The sequence below is a fragment of the Blastopirellula retiformator genome, from assembly GCF_007859755.1.
GTDB classification, from domain to species: domain Bacteria; phylum Planctomycetota; class Planctomycetia; order Pirellulales; family Pirellulaceae; genus Blastopirellula; species Blastopirellula retiformator.
The window spans coordinates 347,210-362,541 of sequence record NZ_SJPF01000001.1; the positions used below are offsets into that span (position 1 = coordinate 347,210).

The 15,332-nt window shown below is 59.0% G+C and carries 18 protein-coding genes; 11 read left to right on the plus strand and 7 right to left on the minus strand.

Going from position 1 to position 15,332, the window contains the following annotated elements; translation table 11 throughout:
- Positions 1-44: 44 nt before the first annotated feature.
- The 3 genes from Enr8_RS01440 to argH form a co-directional block, all read right to left on the minus strand.
- Positions 45-1,031, minus strand: a complete 987-nt coding sequence (locus tag Enr8_RS01440) for a sigma-54 interaction domain-containing protein (RefSeq protein ID WP_246119971.1) — start codon at positions 1,029-1,031, stop codon at positions 45-47.
- A gap of 93 nt (positions 1,032-1,124) precedes the next feature.
- Entirely contained in the window at positions 1,125-3,332 is a 2,208-nt protein-coding gene (locus tag Enr8_RS01445; RefSeq protein ID WP_146428842.1) for a HEAT repeat domain-containing protein, read from the minus strand.
- A gap of 80 nt (positions 3,333-3,412) precedes the next feature.
- The gene (argH, locus tag Enr8_RS01450) at positions 3,413-4,801 is read right to left on the minus strand and encodes an argininosuccinate lyase (RefSeq protein ID WP_146428843.1); all 1,389 of its coding nucleotides are present in this window, start codon (positions 4,799-4,801) and stop codon (positions 3,413-3,415) included.
- 500 nt (positions 4,802-5,301) lie between these two features.
- Here argH and Enr8_RS01455 point away from each other — a divergent pair, with 500 nt between their 5' ends.
- Together Enr8_RS01455 and Enr8_RS01460 are read left to right on the plus strand one after the other, a co-directional pair.
- Entirely contained in the window at positions 5,302-6,384 is a 1,083-nt protein-coding gene (locus tag Enr8_RS01455) for a DUF1559 family PulG-like putative transporter (RefSeq protein ID WP_146428844.1), read from the plus strand.
- Between the two features lie 82 nt (positions 6,385-6,466).
- A complete protein-coding gene (locus Enr8_RS01460) occupies positions 6,467-6,859 on the plus strand; it encodes a DUF3823 domain-containing protein (RefSeq protein ID WP_146428845.1) in 393 nt (130 codons plus the stop codon).
- Between the two features lie 166 nt (positions 6,860-7,025).
- Here Enr8_RS01460 and Enr8_RS01465 read toward each other — a convergent pair whose 3' ends face one another.
- The gene (locus Enr8_RS01465; protein WP_146428846.1) at positions 7,026-7,475 is read right to left on the minus strand and encodes a zinc-ribbon domain containing protein; all 450 of its coding nucleotides are present in this window, start codon (positions 7,473-7,475) and stop codon (positions 7,026-7,028) included.
- A 225-nt stretch (positions 7,476-7,700) separates the two neighbouring features.
- Between Enr8_RS01465 and Enr8_RS01470 the strand changes: the two genes are divergently transcribed.
- The 3 genes from Enr8_RS01470 (at position 7,701) to Enr8_RS01480 (ending at position 9,138) form a co-directional block, all read left to right on the plus strand.
- A complete protein-coding gene (locus Enr8_RS01470) occupies positions 7,701-8,102 on the plus strand; it encodes a hypothetical protein (protein WP_146428847.1) in 402 nt (133 codons plus the stop codon).
- A gap of 85 nt (positions 8,103-8,187) precedes the next feature.
- Positions 8,188-8,595: a hypothetical protein gene (locus Enr8_RS01475; protein ID WP_146428848.1), complete on the plus strand. Its 408-nt coding sequence runs from the start codon at positions 8,188-8,190 to the stop codon at positions 8,593-8,595.
- Positions 8,596-8,655: 60 nt separating this feature from the next.
- On the plus strand, positions 8,656-9,138 hold the full coding sequence (locus Enr8_RS01480) for a hypothetical protein (protein ID WP_146428849.1): 483 nt from the start codon (positions 8,656-8,658) through the stop codon (positions 9,136-9,138).
- 264 nt (positions 9,139-9,402) lie between these two features.
- Here the strand turns inward: Enr8_RS01480 and Enr8_RS01485 are convergent, their stop codons facing one another.
- Complete coding sequence (locus Enr8_RS01485) at positions 9,403-9,711, minus strand: hypothetical protein (protein WP_146428850.1); 309 nt, start codon at positions 9,709-9,711, stop codon at positions 9,403-9,405.
- Between the two features lie 552 nt (positions 9,712-10,263).
- Here Enr8_RS01485 and Enr8_RS01490 point away from each other — a divergent pair.
- Both Enr8_RS01490 and Enr8_RS01495 read left to right on the plus strand, forming a co-directional pair.
- The gene (locus Enr8_RS01490; RefSeq protein ID WP_146428851.1) at positions 10,264-10,677 is read left to right on the plus strand and encodes an RNA recognition motif domain-containing protein; all 414 of its coding nucleotides are present in this window, start codon (positions 10,264-10,266) and stop codon (positions 10,675-10,677) included.
- A 133-nt stretch (positions 10,678-10,810) separates the two neighbouring features.
- Positions 10,811-11,137 carry a hypothetical protein gene (locus tag Enr8_RS01495; RefSeq protein ID WP_146428852.1) on the plus strand — a complete coding sequence of 109 codons (327 nt, stop codon included), beginning with the start codon at positions 10,811-10,813 and terminating at the stop codon, positions 11,135-11,137.
- Here Enr8_RS01495 and Enr8_RS01500 read toward each other — a convergent pair.
- Entirely contained in the window at positions 11,118-12,143 is a 1,026-nt protein-coding gene (locus Enr8_RS01500) for an acyltransferase family protein (RefSeq protein WP_146428853.1), read from the minus strand. The two genes, Enr8_RS01495 and Enr8_RS01500, sit on opposite strands and share 20 nt — an antisense overlap.
- 114 nt (positions 12,144-12,257) lie before the next feature.
- Entirely contained in the window at positions 12,258-12,785 is a 528-nt protein-coding gene (locus Enr8_RS01505; RefSeq protein ID WP_146428854.1) for a hypothetical protein, read from the minus strand.
- A 174-nt stretch (positions 12,786-12,959) separates the two neighbouring features.
- Between Enr8_RS01505 and Enr8_RS01510 the strand changes: the two genes are divergently transcribed.
- From Enr8_RS01510 to Enr8_RS25915, 4 genes are all read left to right on the plus strand, one after another.
- Positions 12,960-14,453: a sulfatase family protein gene (locus Enr8_RS01510; protein ID WP_146428855.1), complete on the plus strand. Its 1,494-nt coding sequence runs from the start codon at positions 12,960-12,962 to the stop codon at positions 14,451-14,453.
- 71 nt (positions 14,454-14,524) lie between these two features.
- Positions 14,525-14,800 (plus strand): hypothetical protein, encoded by a 276-nt coding sequence (locus Enr8_RS01515; protein WP_146428856.1) that lies wholly within the window; start codon positions 14,525-14,527, stop codon positions 14,798-14,800.
- Entirely contained in the window at positions 14,797-14,928 is a 132-nt protein-coding gene (locus tag Enr8_RS26380) for a macro domain-containing protein (RefSeq protein WP_261342397.1), read from the plus strand. The genes Enr8_RS01515 and Enr8_RS26380 overlap by 4 nt, the downstream gene beginning before the upstream one ends.
- A gap of 58 nt (positions 14,929-14,986) precedes the next feature.
- Positions 14,987-15,124, plus strand: a complete 138-nt coding sequence (locus tag Enr8_RS25915; RefSeq protein WP_246119908.1) for a macro domain-containing protein — start codon at positions 14,987-14,989, stop codon at positions 15,122-15,124.
- Positions 15,125-15,332: the final 208 nt, after the last annotated feature.

The window sequence follows — 15,332 nt, forward strand, 5'->3', positions numbered from 1 at the left end:
GCATAGGTTACGAGTAGGCTACGCGTTTGGCTCGATATCGCCGATCAAGAGTCGAGATCGTATTCTTTTAGCTTCTTATGCAGCGTATTCCGGTTAATCCCTAAACGGGTCGCCGCTTTGGTCTGTACTCCACTGCAGGCCTGCATGACCTGGGCGATCAATTCCTTCTCGACTCGGTTCACCACGCGGCTATGCAAATCCTCAGCGTCGGGATCCGCTTCGTTCAGGCCTTGCTGCACCACTTCCTGCGTTAGCGTATCGAGATCAAACGCCTGGGCCGACATTCCCAGCGGGGGGCGTTTCGTACCGCTGCGGATCTCCGGCGGCAGCAGGTCGACGGTCAATTCGTCCGACTCGGCCAGCACAACCGCACGTTCGACATAGTTTTGCAGTTCGCGAACATTGCCCGGCCAATCGTGATCCTGCAGCGCTTCCATCGCTTCGCGCTGGATATGGACGACGTGTCGTTCGTTCGTTTCGCTGTAGACGTTCAGGAAGTGCGCGACCAGCTCGGGAATGTCTTCGCGGCGTTCGCGGAGCGGCGGAATGCGGATCGGCACGACGTTCAGACGCCAGTACAAGTCTTCACGGAAGCGTTCCGCTTCGACTTCGTCCATCAGGTCGCGGTTGGACGCGGCGACGACTCGGGTATCGACTCGAATCGTTTGCGTATCGCCGACCCGTTCAAACTCGCGCTCTTGCAGCACCCGCAGCAGTTTGACTTGCAGGTGGAGCGACGTCGAGTTGATTTCATCAAGGAAGATCGAACCGCCGTGGGCCGCTTCGAAACGACCGGTCCGGTTGCTGACGGCGCCGGTGAACGCACCCCGCATGTGACCGAACAGTTCACTTTCGAGCAGGCTTTCGCTCAGAGCGCCGCAGTTGACTTTCACGAAAGGACCCGCCGCGCGTTGGCTCAGACGATGCACCGCCGAGGCGATCATTTCTTTGCCGACGCCGGTTTCGCCCAACAGCAAAACGGATGCGTTGCTGCCGGCCACGCGACGCGTGAGGTTGTAGACCTCCATCATCGCCTGGCTCGAACCGATCAAGCCAGGAATCGGGGGCTCGTAACCGAGGGTGGCTAACGAGCGCGGTGCGTCTGACCAATCGCCGTACATGGACTACTTTGCGACCTCTTCCATTACAGGTTGCACGAGGCCGGGTTGGTCCAGGCGCACTCCCTTGGCGGAGGCTTCCATCGCATCCAGGATGCTCGCTAACACGTCTTGCGTTTGGCGATCGTACGCCTCGCTTTCGTTGTACCGATCATACTGCTGTAAGATTTGATGACGCGTCAGTCGCAAGCCGAACCGCTTGACCGAATCGGCGAACGCCTGGGCTGCGATCTGGCGTTCGGCCAGGGGCCGAGCATTTTCGCTGGCCGTTTCGACCAAGGCGCACTGCGCCGTCGGCGTGCCCAGGTTGCTCAGCAGCGTCGCGGCGTTTTCCATCGATACCGAATTGGCAGCCAGCGCGGCGAGCGCTTTTTCGTACAGGATCAGATCGTAAAACTTATAGGCGGGAGTCCCAGAGAGCTTCGCCAGAGCAGCCAGCGCCGCCGCGCCGCGCTCGCGACGTTCGGCCGCATCGACCAGCAACCGGCCTTCCGAGGCGTAGAGCTGCTGGATCTGGAAAGTGAGTCCTGCCAGGTCGTGTGCCCGAATCAGCGCCATCGCGTAGGGGTCGTCGGTCAAACGAACCTGCCAGCGGCTGTGGTCATCGATCCACGGCACGACGCCAATCGGCGTGGTGGCGGTCCGCTTGTCGCGATGGACGATTTGCGTCATTTCAAAGGCGCCGGGACGATCAACCGCGTCGCTGATGAAGATCAGTTCGACATCAGGCGTCGAGTAAATGGCGTCGAAGAACGCGCGGCGTCCACGACGGGAAATGACGGAGTAGCCGAGTTCGGTCAGCAGACCGGCCAGTTCCTGAGCGCGATCCGAATCGGGATCGGCGATCACGGCGACGCGATCTCCGGAGGTGCGAGCGAACGTGATTAGCGCTTCGATCAAAGCGCTAGAGCCGGCGTAGGGCTGTCGCGGATCGAGGGTGAGAATTGCATCGACCGCGGCGGCTTGCACGCGGAAGTTACCATGCGACAAGGCCATCGCCAGCGGGCTTTCCTGTCCGTTGCGAGCATCGATGACGCTCACGTCCCCTTGTTCGCCCAGCAAGCGACAAGCGGCGATCGCCGCCATCGTCAGGCGCGGGTGAGTCAGTGCGTAGGACAACGCCTCTTCCACGGCATCAGGGCCCAGCTCTTGCGCCGCTGCGGCGGCTGGCGTTCCTTCAATCTTGGCGTTGGGGCCGTCCAGCGCGATCACGCTTTGCAGCGCGGTCAGCATCCGGAGCCGAGCGTTCTGTGGGTTGTTGGGATTGATCGCCGCCAGGTCGCGAGCCATGCGGGCGATCCAAACGGTCGCCGCGTCCGCGGTGCTGAGCGTCTTTTTGGTCAGATGCGGCGTGGCGTCGCCCCAGGTCCAAACGTCCATCGTCGTCAGGGGACCGCCCGAGAAGACCGGTTCGCCGGCCAGATAGCCTTCGAGCCGTTTGGTCAAAAACTTTTCGACATCGCTGGTGGTCGGCGCGGCGCCGACGATATCGATCACCGCTTGCTTGGCGGCAGCGCGAACCTCGGCAGGCTCGCTGGGGTTAACCGTGGGGCCAACCATCAAATCAAGGGAACGTTTCGAGCGAAGTGCGCCCAGCGCCGAAAGGGCCGACGCTTTGATCTGCGGATCGTCGCTGTCCAAAGCGCCCCATAGCGCCGGCTCGGCGTCTTCGCCCAGCTGCAGCATGATTTTCAGCGAGGCGGTGCGGACCGACGGGTTGTCGCTGGTGGCGTAGGCCAACAGCAGCGGTTCAATCGCGGCGGCCCCGGCGCCACGCAAAGCGATGTTGGCGCGACGAACGGCGTCGGCGTCGGTCGAAGCGAGGGCGTCGACTTGCTGCTGCAGGAAAGCTGGATCACGCGTTAGCTTTTCGACCGCGGCGAAGACGAGATTGGCGACGTCCGAACCAACCGGTTGTAGCTCCGGCAGATTCTGGAAGCGAATGAGTGGGCCGCTGCCGAACTTGGCTTGCAGGCGGACGAGTTCTTCGTCGCTCGGCTTGTCGGTCAGGATCTTGTTGAGATATTCGTTCGCGACGTCGGCGCGGCCCAGGTCAACCATCAGCGCGGCCGCCTCTGCCAGCTCGAGCGGCGTGGTTGGATTCGATTCGCGAATCGCGGCGACAGCCGGAGAGTCGGCAGGCGGATCGGGCGCTTGGGCGGCGACGGTTCCGACGGCCAGCAAGACCCAACAAATCGTAAGTAGTGATCGCATTATGAGCACGCGGCGGGGCTAAAGGGAGTTCCGCTGTCCATCGGAGGGAAATACCATCGTCGCGCTTCCTTGCTAGAGAACTAGTCCAAGCTTAATTGCTCTTTCCAATAACCAACCTGTTTCTTGACCTCGGCGGGAGCAGTTGAGCCGTAACTTTGGAAGGCGGCGACCGCCCTATCGACTCCCAGCACGTCGTACACGCTCTCGTCGAGCGACGAATTTAGCGATTGAAACGCTTCTAGCGGCAGGTCGGCCAGCCGACAGTCGGCCTCCATCGCCTGTTTGACCAGGGCGCCAATCTGATGATGGGCGGTCCGCTGGGGAGTTCCCAGTTTGATCAGGTGTTCCATCAGCGTCGTGGCGTCGAGGAAGCCACGATCGAGCCGCGAGCGGATCGAGTTGACCTTCAGCTCGGCCCCAGCGACAATCGGCGCCGCCAGTTCCAAGCAGGCCGCGACCGTATCGAACGAGTCGAACAGCGGCTCTTTGTCTTCTTGCAGGTCGCGGTTGTAGGCCAGCGGCAATCCCTTCACCAGCACCAGCAGCGACTGCAGATTGCCGATCACCCGGGCGCTCTTGCCACGAACCAGTTCGCAGACGTCGGGATTGATCTTCTGCGGCATGATCGAAGAGCCGGTGCAGAATTGCTGCGGCAGCTTGATGAAGTTGAACTCAACCGTCGACCACAGAACCCATTCGTCGGCCCAGGTGCTCAGATGTTCGGCAATCAGCGTCAGGCAGAAGGCGAACTCCAGCAGGTAATCGCGATCGCTGGAGACATCCAAGCTATTGCGGGCGACATCTTCAAAACCAAGCCGATCGGCGACGTTTTGGCGATCAATTGGGAGGGTCGTGCCGGCCAATGCGGCGGTGCCCAGACTGCAGACATTCACGCGGCGACGGCAGTCGGCCAGACGAGCCCGGTCGCGGGCCAGCTTCTCGACGTAGGCCAGCCAGTAGTGAGGCGCCAAAACCGGTTGAGCGCGCTGCAGATGGGTGTATGCGGGAAGTAGGATATCTGCGTCGGCTTCGCATCGCCCGACGAAGGCGGTTTGCAGCGTCTTCAGCCGCTCGTCGATCAGGTCGATCGCTTCCCGCACCCAGAGCCGAGTGTCGGTGGCGACCTGGTCGTTGCGGCTTCGCCCGGTGTGCAGCTTGCGACCGACATCACCGAGTCGATCGACCAACTGCTTCTCAATATTCATATGGACGTCTTCGAGCGACTGCTGAAACTCGAAGTCGCCGGCGTCGATCTCAGACTTGATCGCCAGCAGGGTCGTTTCGATCTGGCTCGCCTCGTCCGGCGTCAGCACGCCGACGTCGGCTAGCATCTGGGCGTGGGCGATAGAGCCAGAAATGTCCACCGCATAGAGACGGCGATCGAAACTGACGCTCTCGGTAAAACGTTCGACGCGTTGGTCCGCTTCGGTGTTGAAGACCCCGCTCTGTGAAGGACTGACGCGTGCCAAAGGTGCCTCGGAAATGCGCAGCAAAAATAACCAGAAAATATAGACAACATTCGAATACTAAACGGCTTAGGAGAAGGTGTCAACGAGTCAGGCAACGTGGTTGCATATCTATTGAGCAAGCTTAGCCCCCATGATCGGTATTGTGCAATTCCTTGTATTAACCTGCGTAGTTTCTCTCGTGATCGACCAGCTCCTTTGGGCACTAATTACCTATCGGTGCGCATTTTTTCTCCATTGCAGCCTATTTAGCGAGCAGGGCCGCATCGAGCCTTGAGAACTCGACTCAGCGAGGATGATCCGTTCTGCGGCAAAGTAGCCTGTGTGGGCGCCAGAGCCGACGGATCCACCTATGGCGATTTGTGGATCATCCTGAAAGGGGGTTTAGCAGCACTAATGGTGTTCCTGTTTTCGTAATAATCGTTTACAGGGTGTATTTTGGTTGTTAATTTCTGTTTGTCTTTTGTTTGCATTTGTTAGTCATTTTTTGCTTATGGTGCCGTATGAGTAAACAACGCTTCCGCGGTTTCACGCTGGTGGAGCTGCTAGTCGTCATCGCGATTATTGGAGTATTGATTGGATTGTTGCTTCCCGCGGTACAGCAGGCCCGCCAGGCGGCTCGCCGCATGCAGTCGACCAACAATCTGAAGCAAATCGGATTGGGGATGCACAATTTCCACGACACGTTCGGTAAATTGCCGGACAACGGTACGTGGTCCTATTCCTGCTGGGTCTGGGGTCCGCCATGGGGAGGAGCCGCTCCTCGGCCGGAAATTGTGGACGGCTGCTCCTGGGCTTACAAGATTCTTCCATTCATCGAGCAGACAGCGCTCTACGACAATTGGACCGATACGGCGCCGATCAATGCGTACATGGATCCAGGTCGGGGCGGTGGGGGACTCGCTGACCATGTCTACGTCACCGGTGCGTCCGATGAGTGGGCTGAAAACATTGCGAACATGGGACCGGTTTCTGACTACGCGGCGAATGCGATGGTGATCGGTAGCGGGATGAATGGGACCGACACTGGCGGAAGCGTGGGGGTTAGTCCTAACTGGAATGCGGGCCCATCATCTGCCTGGAAGTCGTATCGTCGTCGCCTGACGGACATCAAGGATGGGACGTCAAATACGATCTTGGTCGGGACGAAAGCGATGGCTACGGAAACGTACGATTCGCGCGGCGGCGGTGACTTCACAATGAGCAACGGGACGACTCGCGCCAAGAACGACCAACCCATCACCGCCGCTGGGCCTTATGACATGGGCAACATGCGTGCGCTCGATCCGGCTGTTCTCACATGGGCGGCCCAAGTTGGTTCGAGCGGTTCCACTCCCTACGTCCATTACTACCCTGGGCAAAACTTTTTTGTGAACAGCGGGGCCAATGGATGGCTGCACTTCACGATGGAGGTTGTTGGCGACAAGCGAGGTCTGGATACGTTTAACCGGTGGGGCAGCCCGTATCCCGCGACGCCGTTTTGCATGGCGGATGGAAGCGTCAGCAGTATTCAAAATGGAACGAACTACTTGCTACTTTGTCCGTTGTTGACCCCGAACGGCGGCGAAGTCAATTCGCCCCTATAAAACGGTAGCCATCACCCGGCGCCGGCATTCGTCGACGCCGGGCTGGCGTTCCCACCTCTTACCCCGCCAGCGAGATTGCAAAATGAGAACGGAATTTGTTGCCTTGATAGCCGCCGTCATGTTGGCCGGCTGTCAGACTTCGGAATTTGATGGGCCGACGGTCGATGACTTTGACGGTCGGCTTGTCGCTGGGGGCCAGTCGGTCTCCTTTGAGCCGGACGAGAAAGTGCGACTCCAGTTGATGCTCCATGCCAATGGCGAACGATTCGGTGTGCCGATTCAGCCCGATGGATCGTTCGATATCGGTTGGATGCCAATCGGGACGTATTCGGCCGTGCTCGAGTATCCGCCCAAGAATCGGTCCGCAAACAGCCGTTCGCAGCAGGATGTTCGGCACTCGATCCCCGAGGGATTGGAAATTGTCGAGGGACAGACGAAATACGAAATCGACCTTGGAAAGAACTGGAAGCGGTAGCAACAATAGCCAGAATCGCGGTTTTAGCGCCCACGCAAGCGTCCGGATCATTGAAGACTGAGTACGATTCGGTGGTTGATTTTCCGATTGCGGCGAGCCCGTTCTCTTTGAACTGGGCTCGCGTTCTTGGGATCGCTCGAAACGCTTCCAGGACAGACGCAATCCATCAACGTAGCTTCCGCTTCTGCGACGACGGCGGCAATCGCTTCGATTGCCGCTTGCGTTCTATTCCCGCCAGGCAACGATCGTTCGCTTCTGCGCGGATCGCGCGTCGCCGGCGTCGACAGGTGCGGCAGCGATTGGCGTACGACCACACGCTCCCTTTCGCCACTTCGTACCACCACTTTTGCGCGGCGGCTTTCCAGGTCTCTTCGGCCCCGCAATCGATGCAGCGGAACTCGCGGTCTTGATAGCCATCGGCGACGAAATCGGGTTCGCCATACGAATTGAAGTAGGCAAGCTGCGATCGGTCGCAGGGGAGATTGCCGGGCTTGCAGGTCGCTGTGGAGTTGAGCGGTCGGATCTCGCCTCGCAAGATTGCGGCATAATGGGCCCGCTGCGCTTTGCGGGCCCGTTTCGCCTTCAGTTGCGCCTTTTTCTGGCGATTGCTTTTCATGGCGGCTGGCGACTTGGGTTGAGTAGAAAGGCGGCTTAACGGTCGAGCCGAAACTGCGGGCTTCCGCAGCTTCGGCCACAAGCTATTTGAGTGGAGATTTCGCCGGGTTGGATGTTCGCCAAAAAATCGGTCTCCGGACACAGGGATGCGGGCATTCCGCAAAATTCGACTTCCGGGAAAAACGAATGATATTCTTTTGTTAGGCACCCCCGAGAGAGGACAAGCATGACAGCCCGAGTTGAGTTTGCAACCGAGAACGACCTGCTGATCGCCAACGTCACCGGCAGCTGGGAAAAAGCTAGTGATTCGCTGGCCGCTTTTTCTAAGATCGTCGCCCAAGCCGAGGGCGCGGGGCTCTATCGAGTGCTATATCTAAGCGAAGTAAGAGGACGTATTCCAACGACCCTGGAAGGACATTTTCTAGGGCAGCGGGCAGCCGCAATCATGGAGCCGCTGACGCTCGGTTACGTTTCGCTGCTGAAAGGAGACGAGGAAATGGAGGAGTCGGTTCGCTTCGCCATGCAGGTCGCCACCAACCGCGGACTGCAGGGCAGAATCTTCGCCACAGGGGCGGAAGCTCGCTATTGGCTGAGTCAGCAACCGATTCGCCGGGTAATGCAACGCTAACAAAGTGCGGCGTTTCCATTCCCCTTCCTTACGAACGTCTTTGCTGATGCCAGGGCGGAATTGTGCAATCGTTTCAGGCAAGACGATGGACATTCGATTCGAGTTTGAACTTGAGGAACAGTTGTTAGTCGCGACGACCAGCGGCGGATGGAAATCGAGCCAAGACAGCGGCTTGGGATTCAACAAGATTCGCGAGGTAGCGCAACGACATCAACGCGAACGGGTATTGTGGCTGGACGACGCGACAGGACGACCGATCAGCGTGCTTCAGTCGCACATAACCGGCGAAGCGGCGGCGGACGCGTTTCGCGGCGTGGCGGTCGTTTACGTGCCTCGTTATGAGATGACGCCCCAAGTGCGACAGCGGCTTGATTTTTTAGAGGCGGTCGCCAAGAACCGCGGGCTTCGCGGACAGATTTGTTTAGAAGAGGAGTCAGCGCGACAGTGGTTAAGAACGCTGCCGTGCAGTTACTTTGCGTTATGCGATTGGTAAGCCCCATGCCGCCGCTGAAGGAACCCCTTGGGCAACTTAGAAGCGATGATGGTTGAGCCTATGTCGACTTTCGAATTTTCCGATTTTCGCATCACTCCTTCGCGGGAGTCGGTCTCTCCGATGCTGAGCGCTGATCACGATATCGAGTTCTTGTTTATCTGCGAGCGCGATCACCTGGTGGTCGAAACGAGCGGTCGTTGGCGAGATGTCGAACAGGCAATGGAGATGATCCGCCGGATTGCCGCCGAGGCGGAAGCGGAGGGCCAGCAGCGCGTCTTGTGGTACTTCGATCTTACCGATTTTAAGCCGACTCAACTGGAGTGCTACAAAATCGCCGAGGGAACGATTCCAATCTTTCGGAACTTTATTTTGGCGCTAGTGCGTCACCCGCCCGTCGACGCTGCGCCGAGTCTGCGGATCGACGACATCGGCGATATCGCCCACAACCGGGGTTATACCGGTCGCCACTTCGCCGATTCTGACGAGGCGCGGCGATGGTTGCTGTCGACACCTCTCTATGCGACGCATCTCTGGGACCAGTAGAAGCAGACCGTGGTCGGTCGAGCCCGCTTGTTAAGCGAACGCCGACAAAGGGTGAGTCGTCGCATCGCTAGGACGCAAATCACTCTTCTGGGGCGGGACGACCAGGAAGGTTAGCAGGCCGTTGATTTTCTCGACGGACTGCGTGATCGCACGGATGCGATCCCAAAATAACGACTTAAGTCGTTATTTTGCGAGCCGCGAAGAGCTATGCTCTGAGCCTGGCGAGGTTGGAAAATGCCACGATGGCATTTTTCAACAGGCAGGTTAGAGGCCGGCGTCTTCCAAGCGAATCTTGGCCAGCTCGATCTGTGCGGCTGTCGGCGTCTTCTCGGAAGGGAGATGCCCCAGCAGTTCAAACTCTTCCGGCCCGATGATCGTCAGATGGGCGCCCAGCATCACCCGACGGTACTCGGGCGGCATTGTCATGATTTTTTCTGCGACGGCCGGGGGGAGATCGGCTAGCAGCTCGCTGACGTTTTCCTCGTCGACCAGCAGAAGCAGGCGATGGGCCGCTTCGGCGGCGGGGATCGATCCGCACTCAAAGAGGTCGAGGATCTTCGTTTTCGCTTGCATACAGGTCGCTTTTCGTCAGGGCGGGGTGAAGCACGTACGAGCCAATTGTAATAGGCCCAGGAGGTTAAAGCGATTCCCGCCGGGCGGTCGGCCGAGGCGCTTCGCAGGCGAAGTGCCAATGGCCAGCGAAGGGGTGGGCGACCGTTCGAGCATGGGCCTGCCGGGAGGGAAAGGTGGGTGAGGGGTGGACCGGGCTCGCTCTGGGACCGCGCCGGCGGCAGCCGTTGTCAATCGGTATTGCGTCAAATTTCGGTAAGGAACGGGCAAATGCCGCCGAATTCTATTGACGGCGGTCAATTCGCGGCGATACGATCAAACTGCAAGAATGACTTGCCGGCTGACGAAAGTCCCGAAGACGCGAGCGACGATCAGGTTTCCGGTCCGAATTTTCTACGGCGCACGACCGAATCTTCTTCTCCCCTTCTGGTAGAGCCGGCTTAGCAGCCGTTCGCGAGACGTTCGCCTGGGCTGCCATCCTTACTTTTTGTGTTTCATCGGTCCATCTGTGATCGAAACCAGTTTCTTGTCAGAAGTTTGATTAGGTCTGCGCCTGTGGGTAAGAAGTTGTATGTAGGGAACCTCCCCTACTCGTATGGTTCCAGTGAGCTGGAGAACCTGTTTGGTCAATATGGTCAGGTCGCCTCGGCGAGCGTGATCAACGATCGCGAGACGGGCCGTTCGCGCGGTTTCGGTTTCGTGGAAATGGCGTCCGACGGCGACGCTGTCGCGGCGACGGAAGCTTTGAATGGTTTCGACGTCGACGGCCGTAAGCTGGTCGTCAACGAAGCCCGCGAACGTGAACGCACCGGCGGCGGTGGCGGCGGCGGTTACGGTGGCGGCGGCGGCGGTGGTCGCGGCGGCTACGGCGGCGGTGGCGGCGGTGGACGTGGCGGTTACGGCGGCGGCGGTGGCCGTGGCGGCGACCGTGGCGGACGTGGCGGAGATCGCGGCGGCGATCGCTGGTAAGCGAAGCCGCTCCTGTTGGCGCAAAACGCCAAACAAGAATCAACCTCGAGCAGCGGCTGTCTCTTTGGGCAGCCGCTGTTCGTTTCTTGCCAAGACTCTCCTCATTTTCGTTTGGAATCTCCGCATCATCGCAATGAAATATTTCTATTTCGACGAAGGCAAAGAAAAAGGCATCGACGGCAGTACTTCCCAAGCGGCGACTCTGGATGAAGTCCTGGCCGCTTGGGATGCGATCTCAGGAGCGGCGCACTCGTTCCTGGGAGTCGTCAACGACGCAGGAGTCACCCTGCAGTTCATGTGGGAAGAGGATGGCTCGATGGTGATCGACGTGCCGGTACCGGAACGGAAGGGATCGTGGACCAAGACGACCGACGTCGCCGAGTGCAAAGAGGCGATCGCCGCCTTTTATGACGGCGTCGATCCGACGCAACTGCCAGGACTTACCTTCGAGACGTGGTAGCCGAGCCGGCCGAGCTTCTTGCCGTCGCGTAGGTGGGGCTTCCCTGTCGCTGGCGCGCGGTGAGGGAAAAGAACCCTTTGCGGAGATAGATTTCGAGCAGGTACAACGCCACCGCACCCAGCGCTGCGCCGGCGGTGCCCAGCAGGAACACAATCGCCAAACGATGCGGAAAGAAGTGTTCGACCGCCAGGTAGATCGGGACGTGCACCAGGTAAAAGTGGTAGGTCATGCCAGAGAGCCGGGCGATGATCGCAGTGGTATGCGACTGCAGCGAGAACGGGATCGCCGTCGTCAACATCGTGAGACTGGCAATCGTCACGCAGGCGAAGCCAGGGTGAACGGTAAAGGCTAAGACCGCGGCTCCCAGTGCAATCGATACGGCGATCTTGGGGGACGGTTGGTCCGCCGATAGCCCCAGCGTCAGGCCTGTAAGAAACGAAAGCGTGAAAGAAGCGAAGCTCGCGTCCCACCAGAGCCAGAGGATCGAAACGGCGATCATAATTGGCAGGACGCGACGTTCGAATTTTACGACCGCCGTCAGCAGATAACAAAACAGCAATAGCGATACGAACCAGAGGTACATGCCGAGGATGTCCCCCTGTTGCGTCCAGACGACGACACCGGCCAATTCGGCCAGCACCAGCGACAGCGGCTCCGGTTTGTACTGCACGAAATAGTTGAGCAGCAGGAGTCCGACGACGGCGATCCAGTACGGTAGGTAGATTCGAGTCAGACGTTTCGTCAGCCAGCTAACCGGATCGCCATGTCGGTCTTGCGCCGCCAACAGGCCGCTGATTGAAAAGAACATCGCCAGACCAATCGGGCCTGGCTCCAGCCCTAATACGACCTGCGAGGGCTCTAGATCGCAGATCTTGATCAAGTGCTGCAGGGCTACCATTCCCATCGCCAACAGCCGCGCGGCGTCGATCCAGACCAAACGCTCTGGCGGTTTGGCCGAAGAGCGCGGCGGGGCGGAGTGAGCGGATTGGCGTTCGGGGACTCGCATTGGACTATACGCACAGAGCGATTACGGGAAAACGCAACGTCTGGTTAAAGCATAGGTCCAAAAAACCGACATTCCCCACAAATGGTTAGATCGTCTGTGGCGATTGTAGGGCGGCTATAGATCGTCGCCGCGAAGCTTCTGGGAGAGCATCGCGTACATGTCGGTGATCTCGAACCAGAGCTCCTCGCCATCTTCGCATTTCAACGCGTCGTAATGGCGCCCATTCTTTTCGACCAATCCCTGGCCGGTGAACTCTTTTCCCAAGAATCGCAGTACGTCGTATTCGTCGGAGGTGCGCATCACCTGGTACGGCTCCGCTTCGGTCCCCGCGCCGGTGAGCGTGATCGCCTCGCAGCAGAGCAGGGCGATGTTGCGTTCCAGCTCGGCGTCCTCGGCGCGACCTTGTTGCTCGAACACAAAGCCGACCAGCATGTGGGCGCTCGGCGAAAGCAGCAGATTCGGCATCGAATGGAAGATCACTTCCGCCGCTTCATCAAACTTCTCTTCTCCCAGCAACTCTTCCGCACGTCTCAGGTCGTCAGAATAGGGAGCAAAGTTTTCCCGCTGCATGATCTCCTTGCGTAGCTCCAGGTAGCGTTCGCGCGACGGCTCCTTCAGCAGGCTGAGGAACAACTCTTGCATAGAAAGACTCCTGGGGGTTAGGGCATGAGGGTGGACGCCTTTCCCCTGAGAATACCTGTTGCGGGGGCCGCAAACAAACAATTCGCCCTATTCCTGACTCGCTCGGCTGCGGCGAGGGGACTAAACTGGATTCTCACCCTCCAAATTCAACCTCTCATGGCCGGATCGCCCCTGATGAACCGTATCGAGTTGCTCGCGGCGCTGTTGACGCTGGTCAGCTCTGCGTCCGCCGCCGAACTGCCCAACATCGTCATTCTGTATGTTGACGACATGGGATACGGCGATCTTGGCGCCGACAATCCCAGCTCGAAAATCCCGACGCCCAATCTGGATCGTCTGGCGAGCGAGGGGATGCGTTTTACCGACGCGCACAGCTCGTCCGGCATCTGCACGCCAAGTCGCTATGCGCTGCTCACGGGGCGCTTTCACTGGCGGAAGTTTCATGGCATCGTCCAATCGTTCGATCCGCCGGTGCTGGAGGAAGAACTGACCATCGCCGAGTTGCTGAAGCAAAAGGGGTATCGCACCGCCTGCATCGGCAAATGGCACCTGGGGTGGAACTGGGAAGAGATCCGCAACCGCCAAGTTGCGCCTGAAAAGGACCAGCGCGGTCGCCCTTACTATTCGCCGGCCGCGTTTGATTGGTCGCAGCCGATCAGCGGCGGCCCTTTGTCGCACGGCTTCGACGATTACTTTGGCGACGACGTGCCGAACTTTCCGCCTTACGCCTGGCTAGAAAACGATCGCGTCATCACCCAGCCGACCGAGCCGCTGCAGATCACTCCGAAAACGGCCGAAGGAAGTTGGGAAGCTCGCCCCGGTCCGATGACCAAGGATTGGGACTTTTATGCCGTCGTGCCGCGCCTGACCGAGCGAACGGTTGACTGGATTGGCGAGCAGAAAGGAAAGGAGGGGCCGTTCTTTCTGTATGTGCCTTTCAACTCGCCTCACGCACCGATCGTGCCGACCGCCGAGTTTGTCGGCAAGTCGCAAGCCGGCGGCTTTGGCGACTATGTGGTGCAAACCGACGACAGCGCTGGCCGCATCTTGAAAGCGCTCGAAGAGAACGGCTTTGGCGAGAACACGCTGGTCATCTTCAGCGCCGATAACGGGGCCGAGCATTATGCGTACGAGCGGGTGCGGAAGTACGACCACTGGAGCTCGGCGCCATTTCGCGGCGTCAAGCGAGACCTGTACGAAGGGGGACATCATGTGCCGCTGGTCGTCAAATGGCCAGGGCATGTTCCTGCCGAAACGGTCAACGATGCGTTGATCAGCCAGGTCGACGTGTTGGCGAGCGTGGCGGCAATCGTTGGTTCGCCGCTTCCTGAAAACTCGGCGGAAGACAGCTACGACATGTCAAAGGTCTGGACCGAAAAAGCGAAGAGCCCGCGGCAGAGCATCGTCCACAACACGATGGCGGGCCGCTATGCGATTCGGGATGGCGACTGGCTTTTGATCACCGCCAATTCAGGCGCCCACAGCAAGGTTCCGGCCTGGTTCGATCAAGAGCGAGGCTATCTACAAGACGATCTTCCCGGCGAGCTATACAATCTGAAACTGGACGTCGCTCAAAAGCATAACCTGTATGCCGACCATGGCGACAAAGTGAAAGAGCTGACCACCAAGCTGAAACAGATTCAAGCCAACGGCCAGGTACGCCAATAATCGTAGCCCGCAGCGCGAGCGATGAAATTGCGGCTGCCACAGCAGCTAGACGATCGAAGGACAACCGAGACGTGACGACCGACAAAGAATCTGGCGAGATCATCAATCTCCGCAATTACGTGTGTGTTGGCCTGTTGGCCTACGGCATCTACCGGGCGTACGAAGGTTTCTATGCCGTAACCCCACAGGATGCGCAACAAGCCTTTGGGGTCGCCGGAATCATGGTCGTGTCCAGCGCGGTAGTCTTTGTCTTTTGGACCTGGCGGCGTTCAGCCGCATCGAAAGAAGCGAACAAGCCGGCCAGCCAGACCGATTCGGGGGCGACTTCCAGTAAAGAGGAGCAATGACCCAGGTCCAGTGCGTCACCGGTGATCTGCTGGATCAACCGGTCGAAGTGATTGTGAACGCCTGGAATCGGAACATCATTCCGTGGTGGTTGCTGGTGCCGCAAGGCGTCTCGGGCGCCATTTCGTGAAGTAGGACGGCATGGCGCGATTCCGCTAGGACACGCGGCGCTTACCTCGGCCGGCAAGTTGCCGTTCAAGGGCATCATTCATGTCGCCGGCATTAACATGTTTTGGCGGTCGTCGGAATATTCGATTCGCACTTCGGTCGACAGCGCGCTGACGATCGCCACCACGGAAAACTTCGGTTCGATTGCGTTTCCCTAATTGGCGCCGGATCAGGCGGCTATCGCGCAGACCGAGTGAAAGAGATCATGCTCGACCAAATGCAGCAGCAAACGTGGTCGATTCCGATTACGATCGTCGAATTCCGAAAAGGGTAGTGTGGCCCGGGGGGCCGCACTTATCTGCCTGTTGAAAAATGCCATCGTGGCATTTTCCAACCTCGCCAGGCTCAGAGCATAGCTCTTCGCGG